The sequence below is a fragment of the Bacillus sp. T33-2 genome (genome assembly GCF_002860205.1).
Taxonomy (GTDB): domain Bacteria; phylum Bacillota; class Bacilli; order Bacillales; family Cytobacillaceae; genus T33-2.
On the sequence record NZ_PGVB01000024.1, the window covers coordinates 1 to 23528 of the forward strand.

Below are 23528 nucleotides of genomic sequence, written 5' to 3' on the forward strand. Positions count from 1 at the left end.
TTATCCGCTTAAAATGCAACAAAAGGCATCCGAATGAGGCCATTCGGATGCCTTTTGTCTACAATCTGAGCCAACCAGTTTAAAGCTGGTTGGCTTTTGTGCGCATTACAGTAGTTTCGCCAAGGGGCTGGCTGGGAATTAATTGTGTTATGGACAAGACGCAGGCTCCCCAAAATTTTGATATAAGTTGTAATGGATTTCTATCATCAAGTATAATGATTTTAACTGCTCAACGTGCGGCCCAATTCATCATAGGAGGGAAACGGAAAATTGAATAACAGAAAAAATGATGCCATCAGGCTGATCGCGCTTGGTGGAGTCGGAGAAATAGGAAAAAATATGTACCTCACTGAGGTAGACGGAGATATTTTCGTTGTAGATGCGGGTTTGATGTTTCCGGAAAACGAAATGCTCGGAATAGATATTGTGATTCCTGACATCTCTTATTTAACGGAAAATAAGGACAGGGTTAAAGCAATTTTTCTCACCCATGGCCATGAAGACCATATTGGGGCATTGTCATACGTGCTGCGAAAAATTAATGCGCCTGTCTATGGCACCCGCCTGACTCTTGCCCTTGCAAAAGCGAAATTGAAGGAACAGGAATTCAAAGGAAATGCTGATTTCAGGGAAATTCATTCTGATTCTGTCGTGACATTTGATTCGGCAGAGGTTTCTTTTTTTAAGACGAACCACAGCATCCCTGATTCTGTCGGTGTATGCATCCACACTTCCGAGGGTGCAATTGTGCATACTGGTGATTTTAAATTCGACCAGGCAGCTTCCAGGCTTTATAAGCCGGAAATCGGGAAGATCGCCCAGATCGGCGAGAAAGGGGTGCTCTGCCTCTTATCGGACAGCACTGAGGCAGAGAAACCAGGCTATACGACTTCTGATGCTACAGTAACGCGTGAACTTTCCGATACTTTCTACAATGCGCAAGGAAGGATCATCGCAGCGTGTTTTGCGTCAGATTTGAACCGGATCCAGCATATTTTCGACAGTGCCGCGGAGACGATGCGCAAAGTGGCTGTAGTCGGCAGGAGCCTTCAGCGTATCTACGATATTGCCCTAGAGCTGGGATACCTGGAGATTCAGGAAGACATCATCATTCCAATCACTGATATTGAAAAATATCAAAATGATGAAATCGTGATACTGACAACAGGGAACCAGGGTGAGCCAATCGAGGTCCTTCAAAAGATGGCAAAGCAGGCACATCCCCAGGTGAACATCCAAAAGGGGGATACGGTTTTGTTTGCCGCCACCCCGTTGCGGGGAAGCGAAGTGTTCATCTATAAAACAATCGATATGCTATACAGGGCGGGAGCGAATGTAATCGCCGGCAAACAGACGGTACAGGCTTCGAGCCATGGCAGCCAGGAAGAATTGAAGTTCATGATCAATATGATGAACCCCAAATTCTTCATTCCCGTCCATGGGGAATATAAAATGCTCCAGGCCCACAAAAAGGTCGCCCTCTCATGTGGCATTCCGGAGGATCATATCTATATCCCTGACCGGGGGGATGTCATTGAAATTAAGAATGGCGCATTCCGTTCGACTGAAAAAGTTCCTGCCGGGAATGTACTAATTGATGGAATCGGTGTAGGGGATGTCGGAAATATAGTTTTACGTGACCGCAAATTGCTTTCGCAGGATGGGATCCTCATTGTGGTTGTGACATTGAATAAAGCTGAAAGAAGAATTGCCGCCGGCCCTGAAATTATTTCGCGCGGATTTGTATATGTAAGGGAATCGGAAAAGCTGATGGAGGAGGCCGCCGGGATTGTCAGGGATATTGTCGAAAAAAGGATATCCAAGCAATCCTTTGACTGGTCGAGCCTCAAACAGGACATGAGGGACTCATTAAACTATTATTTGTTTGAAAAAACAAAGCGCAGGCCAATGATCATGCCGATCATTATGGAAGTATAAAAAAGGAAGTATAAAACAAAAGCTCCAGCTTACTGCCCGGTGCGGCAGTGGCTGGAGTTTTTCTCTGTTCACTTTCGCATTTTCCCCCGAATTGGCATAATGAAGGACAGTTTTCGGCTTCCGCGTGTGGTTTTTGTCCTTCATAACCATATATTCCTTTTTTTCCTTTAATTTCCGCATGAAATGGTAAGTGAAGTCCATACTAACATTATCATGTGTGAAGGGAGAAAAATTCGATGTATAACGAATTTCTAAATAATTTTTCCGGCGGCCATGAACCGCAATTTCCTCTGAATCAACAGCCGGACTTTGTGGTGAGTCAGCAGCCGGGCCAGCCGATGTATCAGCAGCCGAGCTATCCAGTGCACCAACAGCCAATCTATCCAGTCAATCAACAGATGAACTATCCCGGCCAGCAGCAGCCCAATCATTATCCAGGCCAGCAGCAGCCGAATTATCCCGGTGGCAACCAGGAGGGGCAGGAAGCACCGAAAGATGAAAAAGGATCAGGATTGCTCGAGAGGATCCAGCAGCTGGGCCAAACAAATGTACCCCAGCTTTCACAGGATTCTAAAATACATTGCTTAACAATCGTCGGCCAGATTGAAGGCCATTTGCAGCTTCCCCCGCACAATAAAACAACGAAATATGAACATCTCATTCCGCAAATTGTTGCGATCGAGCAAAATCCCAATATTGAAGGATTGCTTGTGATCCTGAATACAGTCGGCGGGGATGTAGAGGCGGGGCTTGCAATCTCTGAAATGCTTGCTTCACTTTCAAAGCCTACGGTATCGATCGTGCTTGGGGGCGGACACTCGATCGGCGTACCGATAGCCGTATCTACTAATTATTCCTTTATTGCTGAAACTGCCACGATGACGATCCATCCGATCAGGCTCACTGGACTTGTGATCGGTGTCCCCCAGACATTCGAGTATTTGGACAAAATGCAGGAGAGGGTCGTGAATTTTGTTACAAAGCATTCGAAGGTTACGGAGCAAAAGTTCAAAGAATTGATGTTTGCCAAAGGGAACCTTACCCGTGACATCGGAACGAACGTCGTTGGCCATGACGCTGTTGAATCGGGTTTGATAGATGAAGTAGGGGGAATTGGGCAGGCAATGAAAAAGCTGAACGAACTGATAGACTTGAATAAAGGAAAACTCGAGGGGGTCGTCCAATGATCCTCTACACGATGATGCCCCAGGAGCTTGTATATCCAGGTGATGGAGAAGCAACGAGCCAGACGATGATTTCTTATAACGGAATCCCGCTGCTCGCCGAATTGACAGATGAACACGAATACCGCGTAGTCCGTGTGCTGAGCACCGATCCGGCCCATTATTTACAGCCGTACTGCACCCCCGGTTCGAAAATTTCTGCCTTCTAGGAAAAAGGTATGTCCCTTAAAGCCTATTCAGTATGATATAATATTGGTAAAATAAACCCCGGCAGCCTTTTTCAGGCTGCTTCTTTTCTTCTTTGGAAAAGGGGCTGCTAATTGGCTGGGTTTTATACATATTTTGTAAAGACATTCATGATTGCTTATGCCATTGGGAATCTTATGGCTTCGCTCACACCGCCTTCATTTTGTTTGTTTCTGCGAAAATACACTCTCTGTTCAATGACTGGGTTGTGAGAAAATGCTTATGTTTGTGTTGCGAGTATGCATGGCGGCGGTTTTGTTTACGCTGTAAATTATAGACTATAAGTAAGGTGAATATGATGGCTAAAAGGAAACGGCGACAATCCAGCAAAAAAGCTGCGATGAAAACAACAATTCAATATGAACTGACAGGTCTCATTCTGCTGGCACTCTCCATTATCGCGATGGCCGAACTCGGTGCGGGGGGGAGGGGCACTGTCCTGTTCTTCCGTTTTTTCATGGGGGAATGGTACATGCTCAGCCTGATTGGGCTGGTGGCATTCAGTGTATATATCATGTGGAAACGGGAGCTTCCATTCATGTTTCAAGTAAAACTTATCGGTACATATTTGATCATTTCCGCAATCCTGTTGCTGAGCCATGTCAAAATCATCGACCTGCTGGTGGAGGGCGGCAAAGTAGAGAATCCAAGTGTGATAGCGAAAACATGGGAGTTATTCGTGATGGAGGCGAAAGGGCTGGCCAGCACAAAGGATCTTGGCGGCGGGATGCTGGGCGCAATCCTGTTGGCATTATTTTATTTTTTATTTGATGCGGCAGGATCGCAGCTCATCGCTTACTTATTGATTATTATCGGTCTCACATTGATCACTGGAAAAACCTTCGGGGAAGCGGCCGGAAAAATGATAAAGCCAGTCGTTAAGTTCTTTAGAAACCAGTGGCAGGCATTTTTGCAGGATATGTCCAACTGGAGCGAGAGCAGGCAGCAGCGTAAAGAGGAACAGCGTGCGGCAAAACAGGCGTCAAAAGCGCAAAAGAAAGAAGAGCCGGCACGAACTGTTTTGGCTGAACATGATAAATTAGAAGACGAGTCTGCCCAGTTTTCCGAACCGATCATTTCCAGCTTTGCAGAACGCGCATATCCGATTGAGCAGGAAGCAGCAAGCACCTCAAAAGCATATAAACAGAGGGCCGGTGAGCCTGCTGACGAAGACGACAACCAGCCGCCGATCACTTTTACCGAGGTGGAAAACGCAGCCTATGAGCTGCCGCCTTTAAACATCCTCAAGGCTCCGAGCCAGACTGACCAAAGCGGGGAGTATGAGATCATCCATGCGAATGCGGCTAAGCTCGAGCGGACTTTTCAAAGCTTTGGTGTCAAAGCGCGTGTTACCCAGGTCCATCTGGGACCTGCAGTGACAAAGTATGAAGTCCACCCTGATGTCGGGGTAAAAGTAAGCAGGATCGTCAGTTTGAATGATGACCTTGCACTGGCACTTGCTGCAAAGGATATCCGCATTGAAGCGCCAATACCGGGAAAATCAGCGATCGGGATCGAAGTCCCGAACTCGGAGGTTGCCGTTGTATCTTTGCGGGAGGTCCTTGAAGCCAAAAACGACAGGCCAGGTTCCAAGCTCCAAATCGGGCTCGGGCGCGACATTACCGGGGAAGCGGTCCAGGCAGAGCTGAACAAGATGCCCCACCTACTCGTGGCGGGAGCAACAGGGAGCGGGAAAAGTGTCTGTATTAATGGAATTATCACCAGTATTTTGATGAGGGCCAAGCCGCACGAAGTGAAAATGATGATGATTGACCCGAAAATGGTCGAGCTAAACGTGTATAATGGCGTCCCCCATCTGCTCGCTCCTGTCGTAACCGATGCGAAAAAAGCCTCCCAGGCACTTAAAAAAGTGGTAAGTGAGATGGAGCGCCGCTACGAGTTGTTTTCGCATTCAGGCACAAGAAACATTGAAGGCTATAATGATTATATCAAGCGCTATAATGCTGAAGAGGAGGCCAACCAGCCACTGCTTCCGTACATCGTCGTAATCGTGGATGAGCTGGCGGATTTAATGATGGTTGCGTCCTCTGATGTGGAAGATTCGATTACAAGGCTCGCCCAGATGGCCCGCGCGGCGGGGATCCACCTGATCATCGCAACCCAGCGCCCTTCTGTCGATGTCATCACAGGCGTAATCAAAGCAAACATTCCGTCACGAATTGCGTTTGCAGTATCTTCGATGACAGATTCACGGACGATCCTTGATATGGGCGGTGCGGAAAAATTGCTGGGAAGGGGAGACATGCTGTTTCTCCCTGTAGGGGCGTCCAAGCCTGTCCGCGTCCAGGGTGCCTTCTTGTCGGACGAAGAAGTTGAGGAAGTCGTGGACTTTGTCATAGGCCAGCAAAAAGCACAATACCAGGAAGAAATGATCCCTGAAGACGCTCCCGAGCTGACCGGGGAAGTAGATGACGACTTGTATGAGGAAGCGGTCGATTTGATCGTGGAGATGCAGACAGCTTCCGTATCCATGCTGCAGAGGCGGTTCCGGATCGGCTATACGAGGGCAGCCCGCCTGATTGACGAAATGGAAACACGGGGGATCGTTGGCCCTTATGAAGGCAGCAAACCACGCTCGGTCCTTGTTGCCAAAACGGATGAAGAGAAAAAGCCGGTCTAGCCGGCTTTTTTTGTGCGATGAGATAAGTAGTAATATCGAGAAAAATGTTGCGAATTATGACATAAAAATAAAGCGCTCTCATTTGGGGAAAAGTTCTTCTAAAAGCGCGTGATATATGAAATAAATGGCATCGGAGGGAGGTCCAGCTTTTTTCGACAAAATCATGAAACACTATTTATTTATATTCAAAAAAGTGTTATAGTTTTGATGATTAGTAGGAATGCTTAAACATCAGAGGTCTGATGTCTTGAAAAAGTGGTTGGAGGAACCCCATGTCTATCAAGTCAGATAACCGGCACCTGTATTTGCAAGTAATCGATCGCCTCAAGCAGGATATTCAGGAGGGCGTGTACAAAGAAAGAGAAAAGCTCCCTTCAGAATTTGATCTTGCCAAACAGCTTGGAGTAAGCAGGGCAACACTTCGCGAAGCACTTCGGATTCTCGAAGAAGAGAATGTGATCATTCGCAGGCACGGAGTAGGAACTTTTGTGAACGCAAAGCCATTGTTTACGTCCGGAATCGAGCAGCTTAACAGCGTGACGAATATGATTGAACAGGCAGGTATGAAACCAGGCACTATTTTTTTGGACTCTTTGACAACAGGGCCAACGGAAGAGGACATTCGGCGTTTTTCATGCTCACCAGATGAGGAAATGGTCATGATTGAACGGGTAAGGACCGCAAATGGGGAACCTGTCGTCTATTGCCTTGACAAGATTCCTGCTAAAATTCTTCCCGGGCCTTTATCATATGAAAATGAGTCCATCTTTCATATGCTCGAGGTGAAATCGAACCGGAAGATTACATATGCGGTTGCCCAGATTGAGCCGATTGGCTATCATGAAAAAATTTCGCCCATCCTTGAATGTGAGCCGGAAACGGCCCTCCTTGTCCTGAAGCAGATGCATTTTGATGAAATGGATGTACCGATTCTCTATTCGGTAAATTACTTCAAAGCAGATAAGTTCAGCTTCCATGTTTTGAGAAAAAGAATATAGCTTTTCCTGCATGGGGAAACTCGCTTTCTAGCATTTAAACATTTCTACTAAATCCTACAAACAAATCTTTAGGGGGAACAAACCTTGAAAAAGCGAAAATTTGGTTTGGCTATGTCATTGCTTTTAGCAGCAGGCACAATGCTGGCTGCATGTGGTGGCGCTGAAGAAAGTACTGGTAAGAATGGTAAAGAAGCAGATCTTAAAGTAGGTATGGTTACTGATTCTGGTACAATTGATGACAAATCGTTTAATCAAGGAACATGGGAAGGAATTCTTCAAGCTAAAGATGAACTAGGAATCCAAGAAAAATACCTTAAACCAGCTGGAACTACAGAAGCTGATTACTTAAAGGAAATTGGTAATTTATATGATGCAGGTTACAAGTTTATTGTTGCACCTGGATTCAAGTTTGAAACTGCCATCTTCCAAGCACAAGAAAAATACGAAGATGCAAAATTCGTAATCATTGATGGTAATCCACATAAGGGAGACTTTAAACCAGTTGTCAAGGATAATACTGTTGCAGTATTCTTTGCAGAACATGAATCAGGCTTCCTGGCCGGGATCGCAGCTGCTCTCGAATTAAAAGAAGGTGAAGCTGGATTTATTGGTGGAATGGAAATTCCAGCTGTACAAAAGTTCAACTGGGGATTCCAGCAAGGTGTAAAATATGCTAATGAAAATCTGGGTACAAACATTACTATGAAAGCAGAAAACGTCATCTACCAAGGCACTTTTGACAATACAGCTGCTGGTGGACAAATTGCTGCCCAAATGTATGACCGTGGCGTAAAAGTAATCTTTACTGCTGCCGGCGGTGTTGGAGTGGGAGCAATAAATGAAGCAAAAACACGTGTTAAAGATGGAGAAGAGGTTTGGATTGTTGGTGTTGACGTAGACCAATATGCTGATGGAGTTTATGAAGGTGACAAGTCAGTTATTTTAACCTCAGCCATGAAAAAATTAGATCAAGTATCTCTTGATATGGTCAAACAAGAATTAGATGGTAAATTCCCAGGCGGTCAGACTTTAACGTTTGATGCTAAAAATGACGGAATTGGATTACCAGAAAAAAACCCTAACTTAAGTGAAGAAACAACCGCTAAAGTAAAAGAAGTGTTTGAAAAGATTAAATCTGGTGAAATCAAAGTCTCAGCTGAACAAGGGGATTTATTGAAGTAAACGGGCACACAAAAGAGACGGTTTTCATCCGTCTCTTTTGTATATTATGGTGTGAGTGCAATAATTTTTCTTTAAAATGATCTGCCAGGTTCATTTATATCCTGCACCGTGTTGCAGTGATAGGGGGCTCCCTATTAATTCAGGAATTATGTCTATAAAAAAGGTGAGTGCTACATATGAGTAATGTTGTTGAGATGCTGAATATTCGGAAGGAATTTCCGGGTATTGTGGCAAATGATAATATCTCCCTGACGTTAAAAAAAGGAGAGATACATGCTCTTTTAGGGGAAAATGGTGCAGGCAAGTCAACCTTAATGGGTGTTTTGTTTGGAATGTACCAACCTGATAAAGGGACGATTAAAGTTAATGGAAAAGAAGTTCGCATTTCCAATCCAAATGTGGCCAATCGCCTTGGGATAGGGATGGTGCATCAGCATTTTAAACTAGTAGACAACTTTACGGTTACAGAAAATATCATCCTGGGCAGTGAACCTTTGAAGGGCATTGTGCTTGATATTGATACGGCTGCCAAAAGAATAGAAGAATTATCGAAGCATTATGGCTTGAACGTTGATCCGCATGCAAAGATTGAAGATATTTCAGTGGGAATGCAGCAAAGAGTAGAAATTATGAAAATGCTTTACCGCGAAGCAGAGGTATTAATCTTGGACGAGCCAACGGCTGTTTTGACTCCGGTTGAAATCGAAGAGCTAATGAAGATTATGCGTAACCTGATCAAAGAAGGAAAATCAATCATTATTATTACTCATAAGTTAAAGGAAATAAAAGCGGTAGCAGATCGTTGTACAGTTATTCGTCGTGGTAAATCCATTGGAACTGTGAACGTAGCTGAGGCAAGTGAAGCAAGCCTTGCAGAGATGATGGTTGGCCGCCATGTTTCTTTTAAAGTGGATAAGAAAGAAAGTACACCTGGTGATGTTGTACTTAAAATAGATTCCCTTTCTGTTAAAAACAACCGAAAAGTCATGGGGCTGAAAGGTTTCTCCCTTGAAGTGAGAAAGGGAGAAATAGTAGGAGTAGCAGGGGTAGAAGGTAACGGACAAACTGAACTAGTTGAAGCAATCACTGGATTGCGGAAAGCAGAATCAGGAAAAATCTTTTTAAATGGTGAAGAAATTACGAACATTCCCATTCGCCAAAGAATTGAAAAAGGCGTTGGACATATTCCTGAAGACAGACAAAAACGGGGTTTGGTCTTAGACTATACGTTACAATCCAACATGGTTTTAGAAGTTTACAATAAACCTCCCTTTGCGAAAAACGGGTTATTAAATGTATCTGCAATACGGAATTATGCTAAAAAAATCTTGGAAAATTTTGATGTCCGGTCGGGAGAAGGAGCATCATCCATTGCTCGAACCTTATCCGGCGGGAACCAGCAGAAGGCAATTATCGGGAGAGAACTTGAGCTTGATCCGGACCTTTTGATTGCTGTACAGCCAACACGCGGATTAGATGTAGGATCCATTGAATATATCCATAAAAGATTAATCGAGCATCGTGATAAAGGGAAGGCTGTTCTTTTAATATCATTAGAGCTTGATGAGGTGTTGCAGCTTTCAGACCGAATCGCCATCGTTAACAATGGCGAGCTGATTGGCGTAGTGCAGTCTGCTGAAACGGATGAAAATGAAGTAGGATTAATGATGGCAGGCATAAGCAAGGAGAGAAATGTATGAGAAATACTATCGTATCAATAATAGCCATTATTTTGGGACTATTGGCAGGGGGACTATTGATGCTCCTGATCGGCAGCAGCCCTGTCGAAGGTTATTCATTCTTATTCCAAGGCGCACTTAAGAATATAGAACGAATCGGCAATACTTTGGCAACTGCTACGCCGCTAGTATTTACAGGACTTTCTGTTGCATTTGCATTTCGCACTGGACTGTTTAATATCGGTGCTTCCGGCCAAATGCTGATTGGTGGTCTTCTTGCTACAGCAGTTGGTTTAACTTTTGATTTCTCAAGACCTATACTTCTTCTTGTAATGATTCTGGTTGGTATGCTAGGTGGAGCACTATGGGCTTTTATCCCTGGTTTGCTTAAGGCTAGATTCAATGTTCATGAAGTTGTATCGACCATCATGATGAACTGGATAGCGTATTGGACTACTTATTATGTTGTGCCGGGATACTTCAAAGGGGAATTTCTTGAAACAGAGTCTAGGAAACTACCTGAAGAAGCAACTTTGCGAGTCCCTTTTCTAACGGAAATGTTTGCTGGATCCTATATTAATCTTGGTTTATTCCTTGCAGTGATTACCGTTTTTATCATCGCTTTCATTATTAATAAAACCACCTTAGGCTTTGAATTAAAGGCAGTTGGCTTTAATAGGCACGCTGCGGAGTATGCCGGGATGAAAGTAAACCGGAATATCATTTTATCTATGCTTATTTCTGGTGCTCTTGCAGGTCTTGGCGGGGTAGCATTGTACACAGGAAATGCTTCGAGTATCCAGATCGGTATTTTGCCAACGCAAGGCTATGATGGAATTGCAGTCGCCTTACTAGGTGCTAACACGCCAATAGGAGTATTTTTTGCAGCGATCCTCTTCGGTATCCTATACTCTGGAACAGGCTTTATGAATGCAATGACTGAAATTCCACCTGAACTGGCAAATACGATTATTGCTATTATTATCTATTTTGCTGCTACAAGCATCATTATTGAACGTTTGATACGACGTTTTTGGAAGCCTGCGTCGAAAAAGAAAGAGATAGTTGTCCCTGATGTAAAGAAGGGGGAATCATAAGATGTGGACAATCATTGAACAAATATTTCCTTATGCAATTTTATTTACTATTCCTCTTCTGATTACTGCATTAGGCGGCCTGTTTAGTGAAAGAAGTGGTATTGTTAATATTGGATTGGAAGGTTTGATGGTCATCGGAGCATTCTCTGGTGCGATGACGATACACTTCCTTCAAGGAACGTGGTCAAATAACACGTTAGTTCTATGGGTTGGCATACTTGTGGCAATGATAGTCGGCGTTTTATTTTCTTTATTGCACGCATTTGCCAGTATTAACTTAAGTGCCAATCAAATTATCAGCGGTACTGCGATTAATTTAATTGCGACGGCGTTAACGGTGTTTTTGGCAAGAAATATTACCGGAAGTGGAAATATCCGAATAACCAGCGGATTTTCACCAATGGATATACCGGTTCTATCATCGATTCCGGTTATTGGTGATTTGTTTTTCACCAAAACCTACCCTACGACCTGGTTTATTTTATTAGTCCTTCTCATAAGCACGTTTGTACTATATAAAACCAAATTCGGCCTGCGCTTAAGATCTTGTGGTGAGTACCCGCAAGCTGCTGAAGCCGCGGGAGTAAACGTAAAGAGAATTCGCTACAGTGGAGTGTTGATTTCCGGGGCTTTCTCAGGACTAGGCGGTGCCTTAATCATCGTGACTTATGCAGGGGAATTTACAGGCACCGTTTCAGGATTAGGCTTCCTCGCTCTTGCGTCCTTAATCTTTGGCCAATGGAGACCGTTGGGCATACTCGCAGCTACATTCTTTTTCGGTTTTGCAAGCACAGTGGCCAACGTGTCTCAAGTAATACCTGAACTGGCAGTATTTCCACCGATCATTCTGAAGATTTTCCCATATGTAGTAACTTTAATAGCTTTAGTTATCTTCTCAAAATCTTCACAAGCACCTAAGGCAGCGGGAGAAACCTTTGATTCTGGAAAGCGTTAATGATTGCTTTTTAAATCTTTATGTTCAACTTTTTGATCATTATACCTTTTAGCCTGGGCAAAATGCCCAGGCTTCTTTATTTTGCGCTAATAAGTTGTAATTAATGAAAACGGCAATGTATAGTAAGAATATGTTGATAAACTGGGGAGAAGATAAAACTAACTTCACCAAATTATACATATGATTGAATAGGCGGCAGTAATTCAGGCCAGGGACATGAGCGATAATTTGGCATTCCTGAAATATTATCTTTTAGCTCGTACCAAAAAGGAGGACTTCCATGGCAGTGATATCGGAATCAGTGAAAAATATGAAAGGGTACAACCTTCATATCGTAAAAACAGATAAGTTTAAAACAAACACGATTGTCTGGAGAATGAAGGCACCCCTCGAAAAAGAATCTGCAACCAAAAGAGCATTGCTTCCATACGTACTGCAAAGCAGTTCCGGAAAATTTCCAACAACAGCAAAGCTGCGCGCCTATCTGGATGAATTATACGGTGCCAGCCTGTTTGTGGATATTTCCAAGAAAGGCGAATATCAGGTCATCAGCTTTTCGATTGAAGTCGCCAATGAAAAATTTTTAAGCGACCAGTCTCCATTGCTGAGAAAAACGTTTGAATTTTTGAAAGAGATCCTGCTTCATCCTCATGCTGAGGGCGGTGCTTTTGATCATGATACGATTGAAAAAGAAAGGCGGACACTGAAACAACGGATCCAATCTGTATATGATGATAAAATGAGGTATTCAAATTTCCGGCTCGTGCAGGAGATGTGCGAAGGTGAGCCATATGCCCTGCATGTGAACGGTGAAATTGACGAGGTTGACAATATTGATGGGCAAGGCTTGTTTGATTATTACAAGCAGGCTTTAGAAGAGGATGAACTCGATCTGTACGTAATCGGGGATATACAGGAAGATGAAGTGCAAAGTATCTCAGACAGCCTGTTCACGTTTCCTGACAGGAGGACAAAGAAAACTGCTGATGCTCCCGTTAACATTACCGAAGTCAAAGAAGTAAAGGAACAGCAGGATGTCAAACAGGGCAAGCTGAATATCGGCTACCGTACAAATGTGAAATATGGGGACGAAGATTATTTTGCCCTGCAAGTATTCAATGGCATATTTGGCGGCTTCTCCCATTCCAAGCTGTTCAGGAATGTCAGGGAAAAAGCGAGTCTCGCCTACTATGCAGCAAGCCGGCTTGAAAGCCATAAAGGGTTGATGATGGTTATGTCGGGAATTGAATTTAAAAATTACGAGCTTGCAGTCAAAATCATCAAGGAGCAAATGCAGGCGATGCAAAACGGCGATTTTTCCGATGAGGAAATCGAACAGACTAAAGCAGTGATCGAGAACCAACTGCTCGAAACGCTTGATACGGCAAGAGGCATGGTAGAGGTGCTTTACCATAATGTTGTGTCGGGAAAAACAATTGGGCTTGACGCATGGCTTCAAGGAATGCGGGAAGCGTCGAAACAGGATATTGTGGCCGCTGCCAACAAGGTCCAGCTGGATACCATTTACTTTTTAACCGGATTGGAGGCGGGGCAATGATGGAAAAATTGAGCTTTGACCAGCTTCAAGAGGAGCTTTATTATGAAAAGCTGGATAACGGGCTAAATGTTTACATTCTCCCAAAAAAAGGCTTCAATAAGACTTATGCAACCTTCACAACAAAATACGGCTCGATTGATAACACTTTCGTTCCGCTTCAGAAGGAAGAAATGATCAAAGTCCCGGACGGGATAGCCCATTTTCTTGAGCACAAGCTGTTTGAAAAAGAGGATGAGGATGTGTTTCAGCAGTTCAGCCGCCAGGGAGCTTCGGCCAATGCCTTTACATCGTTTACCAGGACGGCATACTTGTTTTCAAGCACGTCAAACGTCGACCGGAATCTAGAAACCCTGATTGATTTCGTCCAGGATCCATATTTCACACAAAAAACAGTGGAGAAGGAGAAAGGGATCATTGGCCAGGAAATCACGATGTACGATGACAATCCGGATTGGCGGCTGTATTTCGGGTTGATCCAAAACATGTATAAGGAACACCCGGTGAGAATAGACATTGCAGGGACAATTGAGTCGATTGCAAATATCACTGCGGATTTGTTATATGAGTGCTACCGGACATTTTACCATCCAAGCAATATGCTGCTGTTCGTAATCGGTCCGGTTGATGCAGAGAAAACCTTGGCCCAGATCAAAGCGAACCAGGCAAGAAAAAAATACAGCGACCAGCCGGAAATTGAGCGGAAATATCCTGAAGAGCCGACACAAGTCGCCGAGAAAAAACAAGTATTGCAAATGAATGTCCAGTCTTCAAAGTGCCTTGTCGGGGTAAAAGCGGTAAACACAGAGCAGAACGGCAAGGAAATGCTGATGAACGAGCTATCCATAAACGTCATGCTCGACATCCTCTTCGGCAAAAGCTCTGGCAATTATGCCGAGCTTTATGATGAGGGTCTGATCGATGACACGTTTTCCTATGATTACACACAGGAACAGGGCTTTGGGTTTGCCATGGTCGGGAGTGACACGCGGGATCCTGACGTGCTTGCCGAAAAAATCCAAAGTATGCTCCTGACCGCGAAAACGGGTGAAGCTTTTACCGAAGAAAACCTGTCGCGCTCCATAAAGAAGAAGATCGGTTCGTTCTTGCGGGCGGTGAATTCCCCTGAATACATTGCCAACCAGTTCACGAGATATGCATTCAATGACATGGACTTGTTTGACGTCGTTCCAACGCTAGAAAAGATTTCGCTTGATGATATTAAAAAAACAGCGGACGCCTTTATCGATACCGACCGTTTTACAGTCTGCCAGGTTGTCCCGAAAGGAAAATGAAGCATTCGCGCCGGGAAGCCGGCGCGTTTTTTTGTGCATAGGAGAGGAAATCATGATGAAAAAATTCGCACTTATCACAGGAGCAAGCGGGGGAATCGGGCAGGCGACTGCCCAAAGGCTTGCTGAAGAAGGGTATTCCCTGTACCTTCATTACCACGAAAATGAGCAGGCGATGGCCAGCCTGATGGGGAAACTGGAATCCTTCGCGGGTGAATTCATCCCGATCAGGGCAGACCTTTCCTCCACAGAAGGCTATAAAACAGTCGCGGCAAACATTTTTTCTTTGGATGCTATCGTACATAATGCCGGACATTCGTTATATGGGCTGATCACTGATTTAGAAGAAGAGGACCTGGAAAAGCTGATCAGGGTCCATATTACAGTTCCGATGATGCTTACCAAACTGCTCTTGCCAAAACTGGTCCAAAAGAAACAGGGAGGAATCGTTGTCGTCTCTTCGATTTGGGGCCAGACGGGCGCAGCCTGCGAAGTAGCGTATTCCGCCGTAAAAGGGGCGCAGCTTTCATTTGCAAAGGCCTTAAGCAAGGAAGTTGCGCCATCAGGAATCAGGGTGAATGCGATTGCGGCAGGTGCAGTCGATACACCTATGATGGCCCGTTTTAACATGGAGGAGGGTGATTCCATCAGGCAGGACATACCGCTCGGAAAATTTGCCAGCCCCCGGGACATCGCCGATGGAGTGGTGTTCCTGCTATCCGATAAAGCAGCCTATATTACCGGCCAGGTTCTCCCTGTAAATGGTGGATGGTACATATAACTTGACCGTAGGCATTCATTTTACCGGGTGGAACCATGTATATTTTGAACCTCACAAATGCAAAATAACCATGAATCAAAAGAAAAGGAGGTTTCTTAATATGTCAGTATTAGATAATTGGCAGCAATGGAAGGATTATCTTGGAAACCGTCTCGACCGCGCCCAGGGCGAGGGGATGAACCAGGGCGTTGTCAGTGACCTTGCATACCAAGTTGGGGAGTATCTTGCGAAGAATGTTGACCCGCAAAACGAGCAGGAAAGAGTGCTAAGAGATCTATGGTCTGTCGCCAGCGAAGACGAGCAGCATGCCATTGCAAGCATGATGGTGAAGCTCGTCCAGAATGATGGAACTCGATAAAACCTAATTAAATTCATCAAAGAAGAGAGGGAGCTGCCTCTCTTTTTTTCTTTTCAATATAAAGCTGCAGTGTGCTTGTTTTCCCTTTCATCTTCTTTGAAAATCATATAATATAGAAGACAGATAAAAATCGGCAGAAACTTGTCGAAATTTATCATCTTGGATGGGGAGAGGTTTGGATGGAAAAAAAAGAGTGGTATTTGGAATATGAAATTCAGAACAACCGGCCCGGTTTGCTCGGTGACATTTCCTCCTTACTCGGTATGCTTGCCATCAACATCGTCACGATAAACGGTGTGGATGAAGGACGAAGAGGGCTGCTCATCCTTGCCAAAGATGATGAGCAAATTGAACGTTTAGAGTCGATTTTACACACAATGGACACCATAAAGGTAATGAAGCTTCGCGAACCAAAACTTCGTGACCGCCTTGCTGTCCGGCACGGCCGCTACATACAGAGGGATGCAGACGACAGGAAAACTTTCCGGTTTGTAAGGGACGAGCTTGGACTACTGGTTGATTTTATGGCAGAATTGTTTAAACAGGAAGGCCATAAGCTGATCGGAATCCGGGGAATGCCGCGGGTTGGGAAGACTGAATCGATCGTTGCAGCGAGTGTTTGTGCGAACAAGCGGTGGCTTTTCTTATCTTCAACCCTGCTTAAGCAAACGGTCCGCACTCAATTGATTGAAGATGAGTACAACGAAAACAATCTTTTTATTATAGACGGCATCGTGTCGACACGGAGGGCGAACGAGCGCCACTGGCAGCTTGTCAGGGAGATAATGCGCCTTCCGGCAGTCAAGGTTGTGGAGCATCCGGATATATTCGTGCAGAACACCGAGTATTCAATGGATGACTTCGATTATTTCATTGAACTGAGAAACCATCCGGATGAAGAAATCGTCTATGATATGGTCCAGAAAAATAATATGTTTTCAGACTCTGATTTTGGAGGATTTGATTTTTAAATGTATTGGAAGGTGTTATCGTGACTGAACTAGGAAGTCGGTTAAGAGAAGAAAGAGAAGCCAAGGGATTAAGCCTGGACGAGCTTCAGTCGATCACGAAAATTCAAAAAAGGTACCTGCTCGGAATAGAAGAAGGAAACTATTCAATGATGCCGGGCAAGTTTTATGTGCGCGCATTCATCAAACAGTATGCCGAGGCTGTCGGTCTTGAGCCCGACGAACTGTTTGAAGAATATAAAAATGATATTCCATCTACATACAACGAAGATTTGCCTGAACAGCTATCGCGCGTGCAGACGAGAAAAAGCATTTCACCTGGCACATCAAAGTTTCTTGACCTACTCCCGAAAATTCTGATAGCTGCCTTTGTTGTGGGTTCTTTGGTGCTAGTATGGTACATTTTCCAAAAAAATGCAGGAGACAACACGCAGGACCCAGTGACTGGCGGCAATGATCCGGCAAAATTCGAGGAGTCGGAAGAGCTCGCCGATAACGATAAAAATGCTGGCAAAGACAAGAATAAGGCTGAAGATAAAGGTGCAGGCAGCAAAGAAGAGGAAGCAAACAAAGAAGAACCCAAGGAAGAACCTGAAAAACCTGCCCAGGAACTTACGATGGTCGAGGCGAATGGCCGGCGGAGCGTATATGAATTGAAAAATGCTGAAAAATTCGAGCTTAAAGTCGTGTCCACCGGGGAAACATGGGTAAACATCAAGAATGGCAGCGGCACATCACTGTTCCAGGGGATGCTGAAAAAAGGTGCAACCGAAAGCAATACCCAGGATTTAACCAATGACACAGAAGCGGTTATTGTAGTCGGCTTCGCACCAGCTACAGAAATCTATGTCAATGGCCAGAAGCTTGAATATGCTGTGCCCGCTACAGAACAAATGCGACAGGATATTACAATCAGGTATGTCAAAGCGGCCCAATAGCCATCGTAGTGGTGGCTATTTTTTCGCCGTTGTGCAAATGGCATCATATGTTTTAAAGTTTTTATATTGTGCTTCAACATGGAGGTTACGAAATGAATTTGCCTAATAAAATTACTGTTTCACGGATTTTGCTGATCCCGCTGTTTTTAATTATCATGCTGGTCCCTTTCGATTGGGGAAATGTTGCGTTCCTTGGTGCGGAAATGCCGGTGGCGCACCTTATTGGCGGGCTGATCTTTATTTTGGCTTCTGCAACGGACTGGGTGGATGGATATTATGCCAGAAAGTACAACCTTGTGACCAATATGGGAAAATTCCTTGACCCGCTTGCAGACAAGCTTCTTGTTTCCGCTGCGCTCATTGTGCTTGTTGAATTGGGTTATGCTGCCTCATGGATTGTCATTCTGATCATCAGCAGGGAATTTGCCGTTACTGGGCTCCGGCTTGTGCTCGCGGGAGAAGGCGAAGTCGTTGCGGCGAATATGCTGGGCAAGATCAAAACCTGGGCGCAGATCGTCGCGATATCGGCACTTCTCCTGCATAATGTCATCTTTGAAATGATTTCCATTCCGTTCGCTGATATCGCACTCTGGGTAGCACTGTTCTTCACGCTGTGGTCGGGCTGGGACTATTTTTATCTCAACCGGCATGTTTTGAAAAATTCAAAATAGGGATCGAAAAGGCGGTTTTTTAATGAATGCTGAAATCATAGCAGTCGGCTCTGAGCTTCTGCTCGGCCAGATCGTCAATACCAATGCCAGGTTTTTATCTCGTGAATTGGCCGGGATCGGCATAAATGTGTTTTTTCACACCGTAGTAGGAGATAATCCTGGCCGGCTTAAAAAAGCGCTTGAAATTGCTGAGGAACGCGCCGATTTCATTTTGTTGACAGGCGGACTAGGGCCGACAAAGGATGACCTGACAAAAGAAACGATATCTTCCCATGTCGGCAGGAAGCTTGTTATCGACCAGGAAGCAATGCAGTCGATTGAGCTGTATTTCGAGCGGACCAATCGCACAATGACTGAAAATAACAGGAAACAGGCCCTTGTTATCGAAGGATCACATGTATTGAGAAATGACCATGGCATGGCACCCGGCATGCTTGTTGCTGCCGGCAGCCGCCTCTATATGCTCCTGCCTGGCCCTCCGAAGGAGATGGAGCCGATGTTTCTGACCTATGGCCTGCCGGCAATCCGTACGAAGCAGGGCGTCCAGGAGCAAATCGTCTCAAGGGTATTGAGGTTCTTTGGAATCGGTGAGGCGGCACTTGAAACAGAAATCGAGGATCTGATCGACAGCCAAGGCAACCCGACGATTGCCCCGCTTGCGGCTGACGGGGAAGTGACGTTAAGGCTGACGGCCAAGCATAATTCCTGGGACATTGCCAACGGGTTGATAGATGAAGTTGAAAGCCGGATTTTGAAACGTGTCGGCAAGTATTTTTACGGCTATGGAGACACTTCGCTAATCGATGAGCTGGCAAAGCTTCTGTTGGAAAAAGGGTTGACAGTCTCGGCAGCTGAAAGCCTTACGGGGGGGATGTTCCAGCAGGAGATTACCTCTAGGCCGGGAGCAAGCAGTTTGCTCAAAGGCGGGATTGTCTGCTATACGAACGAGGCAAAAATCAATGCCGTAAAAGTTAACGCAGAGACGATTGAAAAATACGGAGCCGTCAGTGCGGAATGTGCCACTGAACTGGCTGAAAATGCAGCAGTCCTTTTTAACGCCGACATTGGCATCAGCTTCACTGGAGTGGCTGGCCCGGGGGAGCACGAGGGCCATCCGGCAGGGACGGTGTATATCGGCATTGCTATGAAAGGCCAGCCGACGAGGGTCGAAAAACTCATTCTTGCCGGAGGCAGGAAGGGAATCCGGATCCGTTCAGTGAAACATGGGTGCCATCTTTTGATCAATAGCTTAAAAGGTTGACAGAATGCCAGGTGCATTCTGTTTTTTATTGTCCATTGCTTGTGTACTGACTCGGATGGATCAACCTAGGCTCTCCACAATCTAAGCTTGAAAAAAGGAAACATTCCCTAAAGTACACGATGGATAAAACGGAAAATTGTCCATCACAAGGTGTAAGATGGACAAAACAGCCGGGGCGAAAGGGAAAATTGTCCATCACAAGGTGTATGATGGACAAAACAGCCAGGGCGACAGGGCATATTGTCCATCATAAGGTGTATGATGGACAAAACAGCCGGGGCGAAAGGGAAAATTGTCCATCATAAGGTGTATGATGGACAAAACTGGCAGGGCGAAAGGGAAAATTGTCCATCATAAGGTGTATGATGGACAAAACTGGCAGGACGAAAGGGAAAGTTGTCCATCTAAAGGTGTATGGCGGACTAATAGAAAAGGCCGTCCTTCCAAAATGGTGTTGAACACTAAAATACTTCCGTGATGATAGACCACTAATTATGGTGAAGAACCCCCGATTATTTTCACTGCAAAAATGATGCATGAAATGATAAGATTCAGACAATGAAACAGAACTGGATTTTTGGAAGGTATTTCTGGGTAAATTGCCAGTAATCAAGGGATAAAAACGGATTTTCAACCGGATATATGATTCAAAAAAAACGAATGAATGTTCGACTTTTTGCTCGACAAATAGGTAGAAAAAAGGTATATTAATAATAGGTTTTGAGCAAGGACCAGCGAGCCGGGTGATTATGCACCTTGACCGCTTAAAAAGGAGGAATATTGATTGAGTGACCGTCAGGCGGCCTTAGAAATGGCATTGAAACAAATAGAAAAGCAATTTGGCAAGGGATCCATCATGAAGCTGGGTGAGCAAACGGACCGGAAAATTTCCACCGTTCCAAGCGGTTCCCTCGCACTGGATGCGGCCCTTGGAATTGGCGGCTATCCGCGTGGCCGGGTTATCGAAATTTACGGCCCTGAAAGCTCAGGTAAAACAACTGTCGCATTGCACGCGATCGCAGAAGTCCAGTCAGCAGGCGGACAAGCAGCGTTTATTGACGCGGAGCATGCCCTCGACCCGGTTTACGCACAGAAGCTGGGAGTAAACATTGATGAACTGTTGCTTTCCCAGCCGGATACAGGCGAGCAGGCGCTTGAGATCGCAGAAGCGCTTGTCCGCAGCGGCGCGGTGGAAATCATCGTCATCGACTCTGTAGCGGCACTTGTGCCAAAGGCTGAAATCGAAGGTGAAATGGGAGACTCCCACGTCGGTTTGCAGGCGCGTTTAATGTCACAGGCGCTGCGTAAATTGTCAGGGGCAATCAACAAATCAAAAACCATCGCGATCTTCATCAACCAGATCCGCGAGAAGGTCGGAGTTATGTTCGGAAACCCAGAGACAACTCCAGGAGGACGCGCGCTTAAGTTCTACTCAAGCGTACGCCTTGAAGTCCGCCGTGCGGAAACATTGAAGCAGGGCAATGACATGGTCGGAAACAAGACAAAAATTAAAGTCGTGAAAAACAAGGTAGCTCCTCCATTCCGTACAGCCGAAGTCGACATCATGTACGGAGAGGGAATTTCCAAAGAAGGCGAAACGATCGACATGGGCGCGGAGTTGGATATTGTGCAAAAGAGCGGGTCATGGTACTCCTACAATGAAGAGCGCCTTGGACAGGGCCGTGAAAACGCAAAGCTCTTCTTAAAGGAAAACCCATCCATTCGTCTTGAAATCCAAAAGAAAATCCGTGAGCATTATGGTCTTGACGAGGAAAAAATCGCTCCTGAAGAGGAAGACCAGGAAGAATTGCTTCTCGACTAACCGCCAATTTCACATCTGTTATATAATTGGCAATTTCACATCTGTTAAACATTTAAAGCAAAGCCCGCCGCGGCTTTGCTTTTTTGAAATGGCGAATCACGATCAAACCAATTTTAAGGCGATTCTGGTGCGAAAACGAGTGGACACAGATGAAAAAGGACTTACCCTTGACAATAAATTTTGCCAGCCTTACAATTAAACATGTATATTTTACATTTTTTTCGTAATATAGACGTTTAAAAGCCTTAGGGCTGTATATTGAATTTTGCAATGTACATGCCGACACTTTAAAAAAAATGTAACAAAAAAGTTCATAGCAAGAGGAGGTGAAAATGATGGAATTTTCAATTATCATCTCCATTTTGCTTGGTCTAATCGTCGGTGCAGTTGTTGGCTATTTGATTCGTAAATCCATTGCAGAAGCAAAGATAGCAGGAGCGAAAAATGCGGCTCAGCAAATTCTTGAAGACGGAAAGCGCGACGCCGAAGCATTGAAAAAAGAAGCCCTGCTGGAAGCAAAGGATGAAATTCACAAGCTTCGCACAGAAGCTGAACGTGAGGTTCGTGAACGAAGAAATGAACTGCAAAAACAAGAAAATCGTTTAATGCAAAGAGAAGAGAATCTCGACCGGAAAGACGAAACGTTAAATAAACGCGAAGTTCTTCTTGAGAAAAAGGACGATTCTCTAAATCAAAGACAACAGCATATTGAACAGATGGAAAGCAAAGTGGACGAGATGGTACGAACACAGCAGGCTGAGCTGGAACGCATCTCGGGCTTAACACGCGATGAGGCAAAATCCATCATTTTAGAGCGTATTGAGCAAGAATTGGCTCATGATATTGCTTTAATGATTAAAGAAAACGAGAACAGGGCAAAAGAAGAAGCGGATAAAAAAGCGAAAGAAGTTCTTTCACTTGCCATCCAGCGTTGTGCGGCCGACCATGTGGCCGAGACGACTGTTTCAGTTGTCAACCTTCCAAATGATGAAATGAAAGGACGCATCATTGGCCGTGAAGGACGCAACATCCGTACTCTCGAAACGTTAACAGGGATTGACCTCATTATTGATGACACACCGGAAGCAGTGATCCTGTCCGGTTTTGACCCAATCCGCCGTGAAACAGCCCGTTTAGCTCTGGATAAGCTTGTACAGGACGGACGCATTCATCCGGCCCGCATTGAAGAAATGGTAGAAAAAGCGCGGCGCGAAGTTGATGAACACATCCGTGAGGTTGGCGAACAAACCACCTTTGAAGTCGGTGTTCATGGATTGCATCCAGATCTGATCAAAATTCTAGGGCGCTTGAAGTATCGTACAAGCTACGGCCAGAATGTTTTGAAACATTCAATGGAGGTTGCCCAGCTATCCGGCTTGCTGGCAGCTGAACTGGGTGAAGACGAAACATTAGCGCGCCGTGCAGGGCTTCTGCACGATATTGGGAAAGCGATTGACCATGAGGTTGAAGGAAGCCATGTCGAAATCGGTGTGGAGCTTGCCACTAAATACCGCGAGCATCCTGTAGTGGTCAACAGTATTGCTTCCCATCATGGTGACTCGGAACCTACTTCAATCATTGCTGTTCTTGTTGCAGCTGCTGACGCCCTGTCAGCGGCAAGGCCTGGAGCACGCAGTGAAGCACTTGAAAACTATATTCGCCGCCTTGAAAGACTGGAAGAAATTTCAGAATCGTATGAGGGCGTCGAAAAATCGTTTGCCATTCAAGCGGGTCGAGAAATTCGTATTATGGTTAGACCTGACCAAATTGATGATTTGCAGGCTCATCGTCTTGCACGTGATATCCGTAAGAAAATCGAGGAAGAGCTCGACTATCCTGGCCATATTAAGGTCACGGTCATCCGTGAAACAAGAGCAGTTGAATACGCAAAATAAGCGGTGCAGAAATGCACCGCTTTTTCAATGGCATCAGAGAATGTGGTAAAATCTAGTTAGAAGATTT

General features: G+C 45.0%; 19 protein-coding genes. All 19 read left to right on the forward strand.

What is annotated here, in order from left to right:
- Positions 1–270 precede the first annotated feature (270 nt).
- The gene (locus CVD19_RS15940) at positions 271–1938 is read left to right on the forward strand and encodes a ribonuclease J (protein ID WP_101583215.1); all 1668 of its coding nucleotides are present in this window, start codon (positions 271–273) and stop codon (positions 1936–1938) included.
- Between the two features lie 398 nt (positions 1939–2336).
- Positions 2337–3125, forward strand: coding sequence for a ClpP family protease (locus tag CVD19_RS15945; protein WP_101583469.1), 789 nt, complete (start codon positions 2337–2339; stop codon positions 3123–3125).
- Positions 3122–3331, forward strand: a complete 210-nt coding sequence (locus CVD19_RS15950) for a YlzJ-like family protein (RefSeq protein WP_101583217.1) — start codon at positions 3122–3124, stop codon at positions 3329–3331. Before CVD19_RS15945 ends, CVD19_RS15950 begins: the two co-directional genes overlap by 4 nt.
- Positions 3332–3666: 335 nt before the next feature.
- Positions 3667–6009 carry a DNA translocase FtsK gene (locus tag CVD19_RS15955; protein WP_101583219.1) on the forward strand — a complete coding sequence of 781 codons (2343 nt, stop codon included), beginning with the start codon at positions 3667–3669 and terminating at the stop codon, positions 6007–6009.
- A gap of 272 nt (positions 6010–6281) precedes the next feature.
- Positions 6282–7007: a GntR family transcriptional regulator gene (locus CVD19_RS15960; protein ID WP_101583221.1), complete on the forward strand. Its 726-nt coding sequence runs from the start codon at positions 6282–6284 to the stop codon at positions 7005–7007.
- 111 nt (positions 7008–7118) lie between these two features.
- Positions 7119–8189: a BMP family lipoprotein gene (locus tag CVD19_RS15965; RefSeq protein ID WP_101583471.1), complete on the forward strand. Its 1071-nt coding sequence runs from the start codon at positions 7119–7121 to the stop codon at positions 8187–8189.
- 176 nt (positions 8190–8365) lie between these two features.
- The gene (locus CVD19_RS15970) at positions 8366–9889 is read left to right on the forward strand and encodes an ABC transporter ATP-binding protein (RefSeq protein ID WP_101583223.1); all 1524 of its coding nucleotides are present in this window, start codon (positions 8366–8368) and stop codon (positions 9887–9889) included.
- Positions 9886–10965: an ABC transporter permease gene (locus tag CVD19_RS15975; protein WP_101583226.1), complete on the forward strand. Its 1080-nt coding sequence runs from the start codon at positions 9886–9888 to the stop codon at positions 10963–10965. Before CVD19_RS15970 ends, CVD19_RS15975 begins: the two co-directional genes overlap by 4 nt.
- A gap of 1 nt (position 10966) precedes the next feature.
- Complete coding sequence (locus tag CVD19_RS15980) at positions 10967–11920, forward strand: ABC transporter permease (RefSeq protein WP_101583229.1); 954 nt, start codon at positions 10967–10969, stop codon at positions 11918–11920.
- A gap of 280 nt (positions 11921–12200) precedes the next feature.
- Positions 12201–13478, forward strand: a complete 1278-nt coding sequence (yfmF, locus tag CVD19_RS15985) for an EF-P 5-aminopentanol modification-associated protein YfmF (RefSeq protein WP_101583231.1) — start codon at positions 12201–12203, stop codon at positions 13476–13478.
- The gene (yfmH, locus tag CVD19_RS15990; protein WP_101583473.1) at positions 13478–14770 is read left to right on the forward strand and encodes an EF-P 5-aminopentanol modification-associated protein YfmH; all 1293 of its coding nucleotides are present in this window, start codon (positions 13478–13480) and stop codon (positions 14768–14770) included. The genes yfmF and yfmH overlap by 1 nt, the downstream gene beginning before the upstream one ends.
- Before the next feature lie 55 nt (positions 14771–14825).
- Positions 14826–15548 carry an elongation factor P 5-aminopentanone reductase gene (ymfI, locus tag CVD19_RS15995; RefSeq protein ID WP_101583475.1) on the forward strand — a complete coding sequence of 241 codons (723 nt, stop codon included), beginning with the start codon at positions 14826–14828 and terminating at the stop codon, positions 15546–15548.
- Positions 15549–15648: 100 nt separating this feature from the next.
- Positions 15649–15906: a DUF3243 domain-containing protein gene (locus CVD19_RS16000; RefSeq protein ID WP_101583233.1), complete on the forward strand. Its 258-nt coding sequence runs from the start codon at positions 15649–15651 to the stop codon at positions 15904–15906.
- A 179-nt stretch (positions 15907–16085) separates the two neighbouring features.
- A complete protein-coding gene (locus tag CVD19_RS16005; protein WP_101583236.1) occupies positions 16086–16877 on the forward strand; it encodes a DUF3388 domain-containing protein in 792 nt (263 codons plus the stop codon).
- Between the two features lie 20 nt (positions 16878–16897).
- Positions 16898–17812 carry a helix-turn-helix domain-containing protein gene (locus CVD19_RS16010; protein ID WP_101583477.1) on the forward strand — a complete coding sequence of 305 codons (915 nt, stop codon included), beginning with the start codon at positions 16898–16900 and terminating at the stop codon, positions 17810–17812.
- Positions 17813–17904: 92 nt separating this feature from the next.
- Positions 17905–18483 (forward strand): CDP-diacylglycerol--glycerol-3-phosphate 3-phosphatidyltransferase, encoded by a 579-nt coding sequence (gene pgsA / locus CVD19_RS16015; protein WP_101583239.1) that lies wholly within the window; start codon positions 17905–17907, stop codon positions 18481–18483.
- A gap of 22 nt (positions 18484–18505) precedes the next feature.
- Positions 18506–19744 (forward strand): competence/damage-inducible protein A, encoded by a 1239-nt coding sequence (locus tag CVD19_RS16020; RefSeq protein ID WP_101583241.1) that lies wholly within the window; start codon positions 18506–18508, stop codon positions 19742–19744.
- Positions 19745–20528: 784 nt separating this feature from the next.
- A complete protein-coding gene (gene recA, locus CVD19_RS16025; protein WP_101583244.1) occupies positions 20529–21566 on the forward strand; it encodes a recombinase RecA in 1038 nt (345 codons plus the stop codon).
- A 335-nt stretch (positions 21567–21901) separates the two neighbouring features.
- Positions 21902–23461 (forward strand): ribonuclease Y, encoded by a 1560-nt coding sequence (rny, locus tag CVD19_RS16030; RefSeq protein ID WP_101583246.1) that lies wholly within the window; start codon positions 21902–21904, stop codon positions 23459–23461.
- Positions 23462–23528 lie beyond the last annotated feature (67 nt).